At 35.2% G+C, this 14,096-nt stretch carries 12 protein-coding genes; 5 read left to right on the top strand and 7 right to left on the bottom strand.

Features of this window, described 5'->3' with window-relative positions:
* Window positions 1-78 precede the first annotated feature (78 nt).
* From cyoE to rnhA, 4 genes are all read left to right on the top strand, one after another.
* Window positions 79-1,014 carry a heme o synthase gene (gene cyoE / locus ACFIO5_RS06515; protein ID WP_375634227.1) on the top strand — a complete coding sequence of 312 codons (936 nt, stop codon included), beginning with the start codon at window positions 79-81 and terminating at the stop codon, window positions 1,012-1,014.
* A 178-nt stretch (window positions 1,015-1,192) separates the two neighbouring features.
* Window positions 1,193-2,248, top strand: a complete 1,056-nt coding sequence (gene ispH / locus ACFIO5_RS06510) for a 4-hydroxy-3-methylbut-2-enyl diphosphate reductase (protein ID WP_375634229.1) — start codon at window positions 1,193-1,195, stop codon at window positions 2,246-2,248.
* Entirely contained in the window at window positions 2,248-3,207 is a 960-nt protein-coding gene (locus tag ACFIO5_RS06505; RefSeq protein WP_375634231.1) for a homoserine kinase, read from the top strand. The genes ispH and ACFIO5_RS06505 overlap by 1 nt, the downstream gene beginning before the upstream one ends.
* A 5-nt stretch (window positions 3,208-3,212) precedes the next feature.
* Entirely contained in the window at window positions 3,213-3,680 is a 468-nt protein-coding gene (rnhA, locus tag ACFIO5_RS06500) for a ribonuclease HI (protein WP_375634233.1), read from the top strand.
* 26 nt (window positions 3,681-3,706) lie between these two features.
* Here rnhA and ACFIO5_RS06495 read toward each other — a convergent pair whose 3' ends face one another.
* The gene (locus ACFIO5_RS06495; protein ID WP_375634235.1) at window positions 3,707-4,585 is read right to left on the bottom strand and encodes a protein-disulfide reductase DsbD domain-containing protein; all 879 of its coding nucleotides are present in this window, start codon (window positions 4,583-4,585) and stop codon (window positions 3,707-3,709) included.
* 71 nt (window positions 4,586-4,656) lie between these two features.
* On the opposite strand from ACFIO5_RS06495, the gene ACFIO5_RS06490 reads away from it, so the two are divergent.
* On the top strand, window positions 4,657-5,241 hold the full coding sequence (locus ACFIO5_RS06490) for a YqgE/AlgH family protein (RefSeq protein ID WP_375613019.1): 585 nt from the start codon (window positions 4,657-4,659) through the stop codon (window positions 5,239-5,241).
* A 35-nt stretch (window positions 5,242-5,276) separates the two neighbouring features.
* On the opposite strand, the gene ACFIO5_RS06485 is transcribed toward ACFIO5_RS06490, so the two are convergent.
* The 6 genes from ACFIO5_RS06485 to ACFIO5_RS06460 form a co-directional block, all read right to left on the bottom strand.
* Entirely contained in the window at window positions 5,277-8,162 is a 2,886-nt protein-coding gene (locus ACFIO5_RS06485; RefSeq protein WP_375705163.1) for an EAL domain-containing protein, read from the bottom strand.
* 398 nt (window positions 8,163-8,560) lie between these two features.
* A complete protein-coding gene (locus tag ACFIO5_RS06480; RefSeq protein WP_375618402.1) occupies window positions 8,561-9,835 on the bottom strand; it encodes a M16 family metallopeptidase in 1,275 nt (424 codons plus the stop codon).
* 83 nt (window positions 9,836-9,918) lie between these two features.
* A complete protein-coding gene (gene thrC / locus ACFIO5_RS06475; RefSeq protein ID WP_375634239.1) occupies window positions 9,919-11,316 on the bottom strand; it encodes a threonine synthase in 1,398 nt (465 codons plus the stop codon).
* Between the two features lie 637 nt (window positions 11,317-11,953).
* Complete coding sequence (locus tag ACFIO5_RS06470; protein WP_375634240.1) at window positions 11,954-12,316, bottom strand: hypothetical protein; 363 nt, start codon at window positions 12,314-12,316, stop codon at window positions 11,954-11,956.
* A 209-nt stretch (window positions 12,317-12,525) separates the two neighbouring features.
* Window positions 12,526-12,888 (bottom strand): hypothetical protein, encoded by a 363-nt coding sequence (locus ACFIO5_RS06465; protein WP_375634242.1) that lies wholly within the window; start codon window positions 12,886-12,888, stop codon window positions 12,526-12,528.
* 178 nt (window positions 12,889-13,066) lie between these two features.
* Complete coding sequence (locus ACFIO5_RS06460) at window positions 13,067-13,423, bottom strand: hypothetical protein (protein ID WP_375634281.1); 357 nt, start codon at window positions 13,421-13,423, stop codon at window positions 13,067-13,069.
* Between the last annotated feature and the right edge of the window lie 673 nt (window positions 13,424-14,096).

Here is a 14,096-nt window from a genome sequence, read left to right as displayed (position 1 = left end):
ATTTCCATACGCTAGATAATATTTGTCAGATAATATTGGGTTTGTGAATGACAGAAATGGAAAAGGGCTTTGAGTGGAATGTCAGTTTCAGAAGAGTTATCTGTTGTGAATGGTAAATCAACGCCACCAAAATCCGGTATTGGTGATTACATCACATTATTAAAGCCACGTGTTATGTCTCTTGTGGTTTTTACGGCTCTGGTTGGTTTGCTTGTATCGCCTGTTCCTATCAATCCGTTGTATGGTTTTTTAGCAATTTTATGTATTGCTGTTGGCGGTGGTGGTGCGGGAGCATTGAATATGTGGTATGATGCTGACATTGATGCTGTGATGGAACGGACTAAAAAGCGTCCTATTCCCATGGGTAAAATCAGCTCCCAAAAGGCATTTATTTTTGGCATGGTTCTTTCTATGCTCTCGGTATTGGTTATGGGGAGCTTCATTAATTGGTTTGCGGCATTTTTTCTTGCGTTTACGATTTTCTTTTATGTCGTTATCTATACAATTTGGTTAAAGCGTATCACACCACAAAATATTGTTATTGGTGGTGCTTCTGGGGCTTTTCCACCAATGATTGGATGGTCCGTGACAACAGGGACAGTGAGTATTGATAGCTTTTTATTATTTTTAATCATTTTTATGTGGACCCCTCCTCACTTTTGGGCTCTTTCTTTATTTTCATCTCTTGATTATGAGGCTGCAGGTATCCCTATGATGCCTAATGTACGAGGTGAGCATTCAACAAAAAAACAGATTTTATTTTATACTGTTTTGATGGCATTATGCGCTGCTGCTCCGTGTTTTACTGGTCTTGGCGGAATTTTTTATGGTATTTTTTCAACAATTTTAAGCATTATCTTTATTTATTTTGCCTATCGTTTGTGGAAAGCTGATACACATAATGAAACTATTTTGATGGCCAAAAAAACGTTTTTCTTTTCATTACTTTATTTGGCAGCTATCTTTGGAATTCTTTTGATTGAATCTCTTGTTTGGTATTTTATCGCTCTTTAGTCGCGTAAAATGAAGGAGCAAATTTTAAAAGAGCTTTTCTTCAAGAAAATGCTGTAAGAAAATACGATAGAGTGTGTTCTTATACAAAAGATGATATTGCGCGTTTTTTTACATTGCTTATTCATGTATAATGATAGGTTGTTTGAATATGATAAAGCTATAGAGATTAAGGATGATTATGTCTGGACTTCCCCCTTTAACGATACGTCTTTGTAGTCCACGTGGATTTTGTGCAGGGGTTGATCGTGCTATCCAGATTGTTCTGCTTGCATTAAAAAAATATGGTGTTCCAGTATATGTTCGTCATGAAATTGTACACAACCGCTACGTGGTTGAGGGATTACAGCAACGGGGTGCTGTTTTTGTCGAAGAACTTAATGAGATTCCAGAAGAACATCGCAATCAACCAGTTGTTTTTTCTGCTCATGGTGTACCAAAATCTGTTTCAGAAGAAGCACGATGCTATAATTTGTTTTATCTCGACGCAACATGTCCGTTGGTCTCGAAAGTTCATAAACAAGCGATACGACATCAACGTCATGGTCGTCATGTTATATTGATTGGTCATGCTGGTCATCCTGAAGTGATAGGGACAATGGGACAGCTTGAAGAAGGGGTTGTGACGCTTATTGAAACGATAGAAGATGCTTTGCATTATCAACCCAATGATCCAGATAAATTAGGATTTGTTACACAAACAACGCTTTCTGTTGAAGATACTGCAGGAATTATCGATATATTACAACAACGTTTTCCTACATTAGCAGCCCCAGCGGCTGAATCAATTTGCTATGCTACAACGAATCGACAAGATGCGGTTAAAGCAGCGGCAAAGGGGAGTGATTTGTTTTTGATTGTTGGAGCACCAAATTCTTCTAATTCACGACGTTTAGTAGAGGTTGCCGAAAAGTCTGGTGCGCGACAAGCTATTTTAGTTCAGCGCGCTGATGAAATTAATTTTGAAAACCTAAAATCTCTTTCTATTGTCAGTCTTTCAGCAGGGGCTTCGGCTCCTGAAATTATTATTGATGAAATTATTTCAGCGTTTCGTGAGCGTTATGATGTCACAATAGAATTAGCTGAAACAGCGGTAGAAACGGAAAAATTTTTAGTGAGTCGCGAATTACGTGACGTCATTTTAACGTCTCAAGATATGGCTTTCGTCAATGGTCAAGCAAATAATGCAAAAAATGAAAATCAGAATACAGACATGTCTACAACGAAAGCAGAATAATGGCCGTTTATACAGATATTCACCCAAATGATTTAAAAGTGTTTTTAACACGTTATGCAATAGGATCACTTTTGTCTTATCAAGGTATAGAAGAGGGGATTGAAAATTCCAATTTTATGTTAGAGACAACACAAGGGCGATTTATTTTAACACTTTATGAAAAGCGTATTTCAAAAGATGATTTACCTTTTTTTTGTCGCTTGATGCAGCATTTAGGACAACGTGGAATTCCTTGTCCTAAACCTGTTATTCAAAATGATGGAATGATGATCTGTGAATTAGCAGGACGTCCTGCTGCTATTATTACTTTTCTGGAAGGAGAGTGGATCCGCCAGCCCAACATAGATCATTGTGGCGAAGTGGGGATGGGGTTAGCACAATTACATTTAGCAGGACAGGATTTTACACTCAGTCGTAAAAATACTCTTTCTGTTATGGATTGGCAGGTATTGTGGCAACGTTGTCAAACCAAAGAAGATGCATTGTTAAAAGAATTTGGACAAAAAATTGAGTTGGAATTGGCTTTTTTACAGGAAAATTGGCCGTTCAATTTACCAATAGGCATTATTCATGCAGATTTATTTAATGATAACGTTTTTTTTGTGAATCATCGTCTTTCTGGGATGATAGATTTCTATTTTGCTTGTAATGACTTTTTTGCTTATGATTTAGCGATCTGTTTAAATGCTTGGTGCTTTGAGCCTGATCATTCCTATAATCTTACCAAAGCACGTAAGTTATTGGAAAATTATCAAAAAATAAGACCATTGATCCCTTTAGAATTGGACAAGATGGTTTTATTAGCTCGTGGTGCGTCTCTACGTTTCTTACTCACACGTCTATATGATTGGTTTAATACACCGCCTAATAGCTTTGTTATTAAGAAAGATCCATGGGAGTATTGGCACAAGCTTTGTTTTTTCAGTAATGTAAATTCGCTAAGTGAATTAGGTTTTTAAATTTTATGGCAACTCAACAAAAAGTCGTTGAAATTTATACAGATGGTGCTTGCTCAGGGAATCCTGGAATTGGAGGGTGGGGGGCAATTTTACGCTGGAATGGTCATGAACGGGAGCTTTATGGCGGTAAGGTCCATACGACAAACAATCAAATGGAACTCATGGCGGCAATTTGTGCATTAAAGGTGCTTAAAGAGCCCTGTTTGGTCGATCTTTATACAGACTCAGTTTATGTACGTAACGGTATATCTAAGTGGATTGAAGATTGGAAAAAGAATAATTGGCGCACCGCATCAAAAAATCCTGTTAAAAATATGGAGCTATGGCAAGCTCTTGAGGATGCTAGTTCTTGTCATACAGTTAGATGGCACTGGGTAAAAGGGCATGCGGGACATCCAGAAAATGAACGCGCAGATGCCCTTGCTCGCAAAGCAATTACTCAATATCGTGAAAATGGACGTTTTCCAGCATAATTGCTGTTTGAGAGCTTTTTCTTTTATCACGGAGACGCAAGAGGGGTTGGCTGCGTATGGAATATGAATGTTCCACTTAAGGCGTGATCTTTAAAAGAAACTGTATAAAAAATTTTTTGGTTTATTTCTTCTGGTGCGAAATAGAGTGGAGCATTAAAGAGTGTATATTCTGCGTTATCACTGACTTTTCTTGCTGCTCCAATTTGCATTTCTCCTCCATCTAAAAAGAGAGAGGAAGGAGTGGTTTTGTTATTATTTTGTATTTTTATAAGAAGGGTACTGTTATTTTTTTCGGCACTTATTTTTAGTGCATTCTGCGCCATGCGTGGCAAAGAATCTTGCGCCTTTTTTAAGAAGGAAGCAGGAAGCTGTTTATTTTTAAGAGCAGATGGCGAAAAATCAAAGTTAACAGTAAATGGAAGACAGATTTTGTGACATAATCCAAGAGTGAAAGCACCACTTAAATTTTTGCTTGAACTAGAAAGATTGAAGGGCAATATTACTTTATCTTTATAACCTAATGACCAATCATTTTCTGTTTCAAAAAGCTGTGGAGTAGGATAAAAGATTTCATAAGAAATCTGTTGGTTGAAATTAAAAAATGGTGCCATGCCAGAATTACCTGGATTACGCCAGTAAGTTTTCCATTCTGGTTTAAGCTCAATTTCAATAATGCCTTCTCTTATTCCAGAAAGAGAAGGTTCAGTGATCGCTAATCGGATACGACCACCATCTGATTCATACCAAGATGTTGCGAAAAGCTGGAGTTTTTGTTCTGTTTGAGCATTTACAGGAATGTTAAGTAATTCTAAAACTATGAATGTTAAGCTTAAAGTAACTAAAAGCTTTTTATAAAAGAAAGTTGCGATATTTTGTAAATTTGTAAATATATAACTTTTTTTCATTGGAGTTTTATTTTCCTAGTGTGCTAAATGAACAAACTTTTATCATGTAAATTATGGAGAATAACAGATTAATGAAGCGGTGTAATGGCTTTTTAGGTGGACAATTACTCATAGCAATGCCTGGGATGAATGACAAACGCTTTATTCGTTCTGTTATTTATATTTGTGCGCATTCTGATGCCGGTGCGATGGGCATCATTCTCAATCAATTGCATCATATTGATTTTCCGGAGCTTTTGCTTCACTTAGGAATCATAGACAGTGGCCAAAAAAAAAGTCTTTCTGAACCAATAAAACAGTTTCCAGTTCGCTATGGTGGTCCTGTTGATCCTTCGCGTGGTTTTGTTCTTCATTCAGATGATTATGCTTGTGAAGAAACTGTTTTTATTGCAGATAAGATCTGTTTTACTGCGACAATTGATATATTAAAAGCGATCAGTTGCGAACAAGGTCCGCAACATGCACTGGTCGCATTAGGCTATGCTGGATGGAAAGCGGGGCAACTTGAGGCAGAAATTTCTACAAATGGGTGGCTAATCAGTTCTACATCACCTAGTTTTCTTTTTGAAAGCGATTTAAGCTGCAAATATGATAAAAGTTTAACACGCATGGGTATCGATCCAACTTATCTTGCTTCTGAAATGGGACACGCGTAGAGTTTTTTCTAAGCTTTTTAACTTTATTTTATCCCTTATGTTTTTATTTTATAAGGGAAATGGCTCTGAACGAGCGTAATTAATTCTTCTATGGCAATCGGTTTTGTCACAAGTGTACTTTGAACATATTTACAGCCTTCTTGACGGAGGAAGATTGCTTCTTTTTCATTTTCAACACCTTCTGCGATAATTTGCAAATTAAGATCTGTTGCCATATTAATGATAGACTTTAGAACAATTTTCTTCTTAAGAGAGTCGATTGAGATAAGTGAATGATCAAGTTTAACCATATCAAATGGATAACGTACGAGATAGGTCAGAGACGAATAACCTGTTCCAAAATTATCGAGTGCGAGATTCATTCCAAGTGTTTTAATTTGTTCAAGAAAGTGCGCTGATTGTTCAGGATTATTTCTTAAGACAAATTCAGATATTTCAATCATCAGACGCCCTTTGTGGAGCGGATGGCGAAGCAAAGCGGCACGCAATTGACTGATAAAACGAGGATGAATCATTTCTGCGCTTGGTAAATTAATTGAAATAAAGAAAGATTGTTGGGAAAACTTTTCTTGTACATTTATAAGATCAATAATGGCATTATCGATGATAAATTGTGACAAATCCATAACAATTTGTTCATTTTCTACGATTTTTATGAAATCAGAGACATTTAAATTTCCATAAGTGGGATGATGCCATTCTACAATTGTTTCAAAACCAATAATATGTCCGTCTGATAAATTAAGAATAGGATGGTAGAGGATTTTCATCTCATTACGTTTTATGGCATAATGAACATCTTTCTCCAGAGTATTATGTTCGAGACCCAAAGTGCGAAAATTAGGACGAAAAGGTTCAATATGGTTCCCACCCATTTGTTTTGCGCGAATCATCGCTAACTCACTATCATTAAAAATATCTTTAGCCGTCGATCGGCTTTCACTCCATGTAACCAATCCGATAGAGGTTGAAAGGATTATTTTATTTTCTGAAAGTGAAATAGGTGCTGAAATTGTTTTGTGCAAATGATCTGCAAATGCTGCAATTTTTTGTGGTTCGGTTTCACTGAGTAAAATAATTGCAAAGCGGTCTGCTGAAAGACGCGATAAGGTGTCTTGAAAGTTAATGAGACGATTTAAACGACGTGCGATTATAAGCAGTACAGTATCCCCAACTGCTATGCCTAATTTGCGATTAATTTGGCGAAAATTGTCAAAATCAATCATAAAGACAGTCGGTCTAATTTTGATATTTGCTTTCGCTAAAGAGGTATAATTTTGTAGTCTATCAAAGAAAATTTGTTGGTTAGGAAGTCCAGTTAAGCTGTCGTGGATTGCATCATGCAATAAGCGTTCTTCGGATTTTTTATGGTTAGTAATATTGACAATGGTTCCAATAACACGTGTGATTTTTCCATCTTTTTGCATAGCCGGACGTGCACGAAGAGAAAACCAATGATAATAACCACCACCGGAAGAAAGCCGAAAAATTTGATCAATGCGCCCTTTTTTATTTTTAAGAATGATATCCAATACGGCTTGAAAGCGTTCACGATCATCATGGTGCAAGGCTGAAATCCAGTTGCGCATAGGTCCATTGAGGTTATGAATTTCAGTACCAAAAAGGGTTGCCATGTTTGGATGTACAACAATACGGTCACGCTCAATATTCCAATCCCAAATAATATTTCCAGCTCCCTTTGCTGCGAGTACTTGTTGTTCAAGGTCGGAAAATATTCCTTCATGGAAAGCGTCATTAGAAAAAGTTTGTTGCAGGACAGTAAAGCTTATGAGAAGAACAATGAGCACTAATCCCCCCGCTAATGCTGGCTGGATAATATCATTGTTTAAATGTCCAGCTATGCAGGCATAGGCTCCAACGCACCAAAAGCTAATGAGCAACCATGTTGGAATAAGCATAATGGCGCGGTCATAGCTTCTGATTGAGAAATAGATGATTAATATTATACCAAGCACAGCGGTAAGGCCAAAAGACAAACGCGCAATTCCAGCTGCTCTGATGGGATCATAAATAGCAAAGGCTCCTAGACTGCAAAACGCAATGGTCCAAGCGATAGCACCGTAACTAAAATGATAATGCCAGCGGTTAAGGCTGAGATAGGTAAAAAGAAAAATGAAGAGTGTAGCAGTAAGTGCTACTTCTGTACCAGCACGCCAGATTGGTTGGGTTGTGAGTGTAACTGCAAAGAATTTATTTAAAAAGTTGAAGTCAATACCAATATAAAAAAGCACTGCCCAAGCAACTGCCGCTGTTGCAGGAAACAGCCCTGTTCCACGGACGACGAAGAGAACAGTTAACAAAAGCGCTAAGAGACCTGATATCCCAAGAAGAATACCATGATAAAGCGTATAAGAATTAATTGCATCTTTATAAGCTTCAGGTTGCCATAAATAGATTTGCGGTAGATTTGCAGAGTTAAGTTCGGCCACAAATGTAATAACAGCACCAGGGTTAAGGGTAATACGAAAGATATCAGAGTTTGCACTAAGTTGACGATCGAGGGAAAAACCTTCGCTTGGCGTTATGGATTGAATCCTTGATGATCCAAGGTCTGGCCAAAAAAATCCAGAACGTGCCATGCGGTAATGGGGGGCAACGATGAGACGATCAACTTGTTCATCTGTTGGATTTGCAAGAGAAAAAACTGCCCAATTTCCGGAAAATTTTTCATTTTTTGCCTGCACTTCAATACGCCATACAATACCATCTGGTCCTGGTGCTGTACTTGTTTGAAAAATAGAGTTGTTTGTATGGTGAATTTCAATTGCTTTTGAGAGATCAAGAGCAGCATCTTGAGAAGAAATTTTAACTGGTTCAATTGCTTGTGCTGATGTAAGATGGACAAGAGAACTAACGACTACAATGAAAATGATGTCAATTATTTTACGCAAACTCTTCACAATGTCCCACTCTCAATATTTTAGGATGTTTAATTTTCATTTCGACTTTTGAGAAAAAACGTCCACCTTTTATAATTTATTTACATAATAAATTGTTATCACTTTTTCTTAAGTTATGTGATTTTATATACAAATAGACCACACACCCATTTGCTTCAATGGAACCTGAAGCGAATGAAGTTTTATATTTTAAAAGGGCAAAGTTAAACCATGAATTTTCAGATTTCACGGATATACCTTCACTTATTAGAATCTTTATCACATGAAGTATGAATTGGGTAGTTTTGTACACCTCTTTGCCCAATATTTCCAAAACTTATTTAATGAGGAGAGCTTTTGTGGTAAATTTTATGATAAAATATGTGACGTTATTGTGATGCTGCTTTAAAAAGAAGTTTTTACTTTAGCTTGTATGAAAGAGTTGACGTTAAATCATCAAAATTTATGAGGGGGCCTACAGGTCCGACAGCAGTTAGTGTTGGAGTGGAGTTTGTAAAAAGACGATGTGCTAAATCAGTTAATCTTTTAGGAGTGATGAGATTGAGGCGTTCAATTGTTTCCGATATTGGAATTGGTCGACCATAAAGGAGTATTTGGCGAGCAATGAGATGTGCTTGACTAGAGGGATTTTCTTGTGACATTGTCAGATTTGCACGATATTGCGTTTGTGCTCGTTGCAGTTCGTTGGCGTGAATATTTTTGCTGACCTTGGAAAGTTCATCAAGAATCACAGGAATAAGTTCTTTGAGCCCTTCTTGTCCGGTAGCTGCGTGAACACCAAAAAGCCCAGTATCTGAAAATCCCCAATGAAAAGCATAAATAGAATAGCATAATCCACGTTTCTCTCTTACCTCTTGAAAAAGACGTGAAGACATACCACCACCAAGAATGATTGAAAGAATTTGGGCCGCATAAAAATCACGCGCGTGATAAGCACGCCCTTCAAACCCTAGAACAACTTGTGTATCCATTAAATCGCGATATTCACGAAAGTCGCCACCGACATAATTTGCAAGATTAGTAAGAGGTGCGGTTGAATGGGAGCGAAAAGTACCAAGACGACTTTCAACTTCTCGCAAGAAACTTTCGTGCTTTACAGCTCCTGCAGCAACGACAATCATACGATCTGCACTATATTGTTTATTGATGAAATCATGGAGATCAGTAGATGTAAATGATTGAATAGTTTTAGCTGTTCCTAAAATAGAGCGTCCAAGGGATTGATGACGAAAGGCTGTTTCTGTAAAGTGATCAAAAACAATATCATCAGGAGTGTCATGGGCAGCACCAATTTCCTGAAAGATTACTTGTTTTTCTCGTTCTAGTTCATCGTCGTCAAATTTTGAATGCATTAAAATATCGGCTAAAATGTCTATAGCAAGTGGGATATCGCTTTTAAGTACACGTGCAAAGTAAGCTGTTGTTTCAATACTGGTTGTAGCATTGATTTCACCGCCAACATCTTCAATATCGGTTGCAATTTGAAAAGCAGTACGGTTTTCGGTTCCTTTAAAAGCCATATGCTCAAGAAGATGAGCAATACCATGCTGTGTGGAGGTTTCATTGCGTGAGCCCACTTTAACCCATATTCCGAGGGCAACACTATCAATTTGTTGCATTGTATGTGTGGCGATAGTCAAACCATTATTTAGGCGACAGATATCTACATCCATGTATTTACAACTCCATTAAATAAGCTAAATACCTCATTGTAAGGGTATCAGAATCTTCTTGATTTAAATTAATGCAGCTAACTTTAATAAGATGCACGCGATTTTAAAGAAATATAATCTTTTACTATTTTTTCATCATTAGCAAGATTTATAAAATGTTCTTCGTGTTTCATTACATCATTGAGATGAGATGGCCATGGAGCATGAAGGCCACAAGCGCTTTTAATAGTATCAGGAAATTTAGCTGGATGAGCCGTGGCAAGAACGATCATTGGAATATGCGGTTTTTTGTTTTCACGCGCTACTTGAAGAGCAACCGCTGTATGTGGATCAACAAGATAGCCACTTTCCTTATAGACACTATCAATTTTTTGAGCTGTTGCAGCCATGTTGCTTTTCCCAGCGGAAAATAGCGAACGAATATTTTTGAGTTGCTTTTCATCAAGAGTAAAGAGACCCGTTTTTTTCAAGTTTTCCATTGCATTGCGAATCCACATTGGATCACGATTGCCACTTTCAAAGAGCAAACGTTCAAAATTAGAAGAGACCTGAATATCCATAGAAGGTGATGTTGTATGGACTATTGGTTTTGTTTCGTAAGTACCACTGGTCAATGTACGTACAAGGATGTCGTTATCATTCGTTGCGATGACCAGTTGAGCAATGGGTAATCCCATACGGGCTGCGACATAACCTGCAAAAATATCACCAAAATTTCCAGTAGGAACAGTGAATGAAACAGCTCTATCAGGTGCTCCTAAAGAAAGTGCAGATGAAAAATAGTAAACAATTTGCGCCATGATACGCGCCCAATTTATAGAATTAACACCTGAAAGCGCTGTTTTTTTACGAAAATTATGATCATTAAACATTGCTTTGACAAGAGCTTGGCAATCATCAAAATTTCCTTCAATGGCAATGGGATGAACATTGGAACATTGATTGGTTGTCATTTGCCGTTGTTGAACAGGTGATACACGTCCTTTAGGAAATAAAATAAAAATATCTGAGTGTTCTTTTCCAGCAAAAGCTTGTATCGCAGCTCCTCCTGTATCACCTGATGTTGCAGCAATAATCGTTGCACATCTATTTTTTTTAGTCAAAACATAATCCATCAGTCGAGAAAGAAACTGCATTGCTACATCTTTAAAAGCTAAAGTAGGACCATGAAAGAGTTCAAGGATAAATTCATCTGCTCCAGTTTGTCGTAACGGACAGATTGCTGGATGGTGAAAGGTTGCATAAGATTCAGCGATCATATTTTCAAAAGCTGTATATTCGATTTCGTTATTCACAAAGGGCCACAGAATAGTTTTAGCAATTGTTGTATAGGACTGACCACGAAGTGCTCGTAACGCATCAAATGATAATTGCGGAAATTTATCTGGAAGATAAAGCCCACCATCACTCGCCAACCCTGTCATGATTGTTTCCGTAAAGCTTAAAGCAGGAGCTTCACCTCTCGTGCTGATATATTCCATAAGTCTTATCCTTTTTTTATTTCTGGCAAATTGGTGAAGTTATTTATTTCACGTTTTTCATAATATTTAAATTATTAAATGGATAGAGCTTCTTTTCTTCTTTTTAACTCAATAATGAAAGGAAATAGCCTTAAGCATTTTTATTTTTGAGATATAAACGCCAAATGTTCACAGAAAATCTTTTACAGTCGAAAATTTTCTCTCTATTATTCATTCACTTAAATTTTACAACGTATCTTCATTTGTACACCTTCTTAAATAATACAATTAAATAGATAGAATGGCATTTACTGAAGAACTTTTGTATAAAACTCAATCATTTATAGTTATTTTATGCTCTTAATACTTTGTAACAATTAAATCTGCTGAACTGAATGTTAAAATGATACACCTCAGAACTCACATTGGAAGATTTATAAGGTAAATTTATGGCATTTCGTGCGCAAATCTATACTTTGAATAATCTTTTTTAGCTTAATTTATCACTTTGTATAATAATAGATATTATATTTGTGCTATACAGTATGGTAACCTAAAGTTTATCCATAGAAAACATACAACAGCCTGCTAAATGATGGGAAGCAGGCTGTAAAGTATTTTCATTTTAAATAGAAAAAAATAACTAAGTATCTTTGAATTATTTGCCTTTAATTTTTCCTATTGCCCATCCGATTATCGCACTAAATATGGCCATAACAGATCCGGTTAAAAATCCAAAACCCAAAGCTCCCATTGTAGAAAAAACTCCTAGCGTAATGGGTTCAAATACTTTCTCAAATTTTCCTTCAAAGGCAGATTCACTTTTTGCTCTATGAGTGAAACTTGGGACATAAAGAGCAGCTATATCGATAGTTTTTTTCTTTCCTTGTTCTATTAGAGAGACAGTTTCCCATTGAGTATCATTTTTCAAATGATTGGCATGAACATTTATAACTTGTGAAAGCAAAAAAGCAACTGCTATAAAAATATTTAATACGTAAGTTTTCAATACTTTAATCATAGTTTACCACCAATACTTTTATTTTAATCTGAATTGAATAGATGCATCGGCAGAATTAGTGCACATTGAGAGAAACAGAAGCATTTAAAGCTTTTTTCACTCTTAGTGTGGTAATTCATTAGTTTTTGTCATCAACAATGGATAAACACAGAATATGTTCATAGTTTATATTTCATATGAGAAGGTCTTATTCTGATGAAATTTCAATTTTAACGAGATTTAAAATACAATATTATTTTACTTATTATCCATCCTAAAAACATGCCTATCGTACTTGATGCATATCCAAGTGCCATCCCCATACCAAAAGCCCCGAGTGTAAGAGGTTCAACAACCTTTTCAAATTTTCCTTCAATAGTAGCTTCATTACCCACTCCACGATTTAGACTAGGTCTATAGAGAGAAACAGTATGGACTACATCCTTTCTTTTCTGCTCTATTGCAGAAACAAAAATATTCTCACGATGAGTACTATTTTGTAAAGAGTTTGCATGCACATTTACAACCTGAGAAAGAGAAAAGGCAGACATAATGAAAATACTTAATATATGATTTTTAAATAATTTAATCATAATTTACCTCAAATATTTATAATATTCAATATATATGCGTAAATTTATACTTTGGATATTTGGATGTAATCTACGAAATTTATATTTCATGGAAAAATAAGCTTCATTATGTAATTATTTACAATTAATTATTGACTCATAATGAAGCTATTATTCTAGAGTTATAGACGAGGTTGAATTATTTGAACATCAATACTATGTCCTTTATCCAACTTATTATCGATCCTATAAAACTCAGTGCATATCCAGCGTACAATAGTCCCATTCCTATAGTCATAGGCCCAACGACCTTTTCAAATTTTTCTTCACCTATTGTTCCATGTTCTGTTTGATAATTTACAGACGGAGCATAGAAAGCAGTCGTAGAAACTACATCGGATTTCGCATATTTTACTTGTTCCATTGGGAAAACAGAAAGTTCCTCTTTTGGAGTATCGTTTTTCAAATAGTTTGCATTAACATTTACAGTTTGTGAAATAAAAAAAGTGCTCGCTATAAAAATGCTTAAAATATAATTTTTAAATATTTTTACCATAAATTTACCTCAAATATTTTTAAGTTATATATGTAATAAATATACATAATGTTTATGTATATCACACTATATACAAGCCATATAGTTCAATATGTATTTTTAGTCAATAATAAAAATACATATAAAAATATAACTATAATTTTTATAAACGTTATTGTAAAAAAGTAACAGTAATAATTACAAATTATATTTTTTAAAAACTTTATACAATATTTTATTATGTGTTATATATAAAACAACATATGGTTATCGTATAATTTTTATAAAACGATATTAATATATTTTTTAAATACATTTATAGATAATAAAAGTGATCAAAATTTTTACATATTAAATATATAAAAATTTATTTATTATCGATAGTATAATAGAAAACATGAAAATTATGATGTAGTTATAAAAGTATTATTAACAATTAAAATATGAAAGGATACGATAAAATTTTATTATTTATAGTATTTATTATAGATAGTCATTATTGTATAATGTGTGTTATATGGATATTATTTAAGTTATTATTCAATGGTTATTTAAGTGCATCGTGATAGCAGAATAATAATTCTTAATTTACTATTAAATATATACATTTATCTTATAGATAATAATATGTTATAGATACTAAAAAATGTACAATTTTCTCATAGTATAAAGTAGAGCTCGAATTGGATAGAGA

The organism is Bartonella sp. AA86SXKL, from assembly GCF_042196885.1.
The sequence above is the reverse complement of the archived record's forward strand: the minus strand, read 5'-3'. Positions and strand labels throughout refer to the sequence as shown.

Bases quoted from the DNA above. Each gene is read 5' to 3' on its own strand.
- ACFIO5_RS06505 (WP_375634231.1), top strand. From the start codon at position 2,248: ATGGCCGTTTATACAGATATTCACCCAAATGATTTAAAAGTGTTTTTA.
- ACFIO5_RS06470 (WP_375634240.1), bottom strand. From the start codon at position 12,316: ATGATTAAAGTATTGAAAACTTACGTATTAAATATTTTTATAGCAGTT.
- thrC (WP_375634239.1), bottom strand. From the start codon at position 11,316: ATGGAATATATCAGCACGAGAGGTGAAGCTCCTGCTTTAAGCTTTACG.
- ACFIO5_RS06495 (WP_375634235.1), bottom strand. From the start codon at position 4,585: ATGAAAAAAAGTTATATATTTACAAATTTACAAAATATCGCAACTTTC.
- ACFIO5_RS06480 (WP_375618402.1), bottom strand. From the start codon at position 9,835: ATGGATGTAGATATCTGTCGCCTAAATAATGGTTTGACTATCGCCACA.
- ispH (WP_375634229.1), top strand. From the start codon at position 1,193: ATGTCTGGACTTCCCCCTTTAACGATACGTCTTTGTAGTCCACGTGGA.
- ACFIO5_RS06460 (WP_375634281.1), bottom strand. From the start codon at position 13,423: ATGGTAAAAATATTTAAAAATTATATTTTAAGCATTTTTATAGCGAGC.
- rnhA (WP_375634233.1), top strand. From the start codon at position 3,213: ATGGCAACTCAACAAAAAGTCGTTGAAATTTATACAGATGGTGCTTGC.
- cyoE (WP_375634227.1), top strand. From the start codon at position 79: ATGTCAGTTTCAGAAGAGTTATCTGTTGTGAATGGTAAATCAACGCCA.
- ACFIO5_RS06490 (WP_375613019.1), top strand. From the start codon at position 4,657: ATGAAGCGGTGTAATGGCTTTTTAGGTGGACAATTACTCATAGCAATG.
- ACFIO5_RS06465 (WP_375634242.1), bottom strand. From the start codon at position 12,888: ATGATTAAATTATTTAAAAATCATATATTAAGTATTTTCATTATGTCT.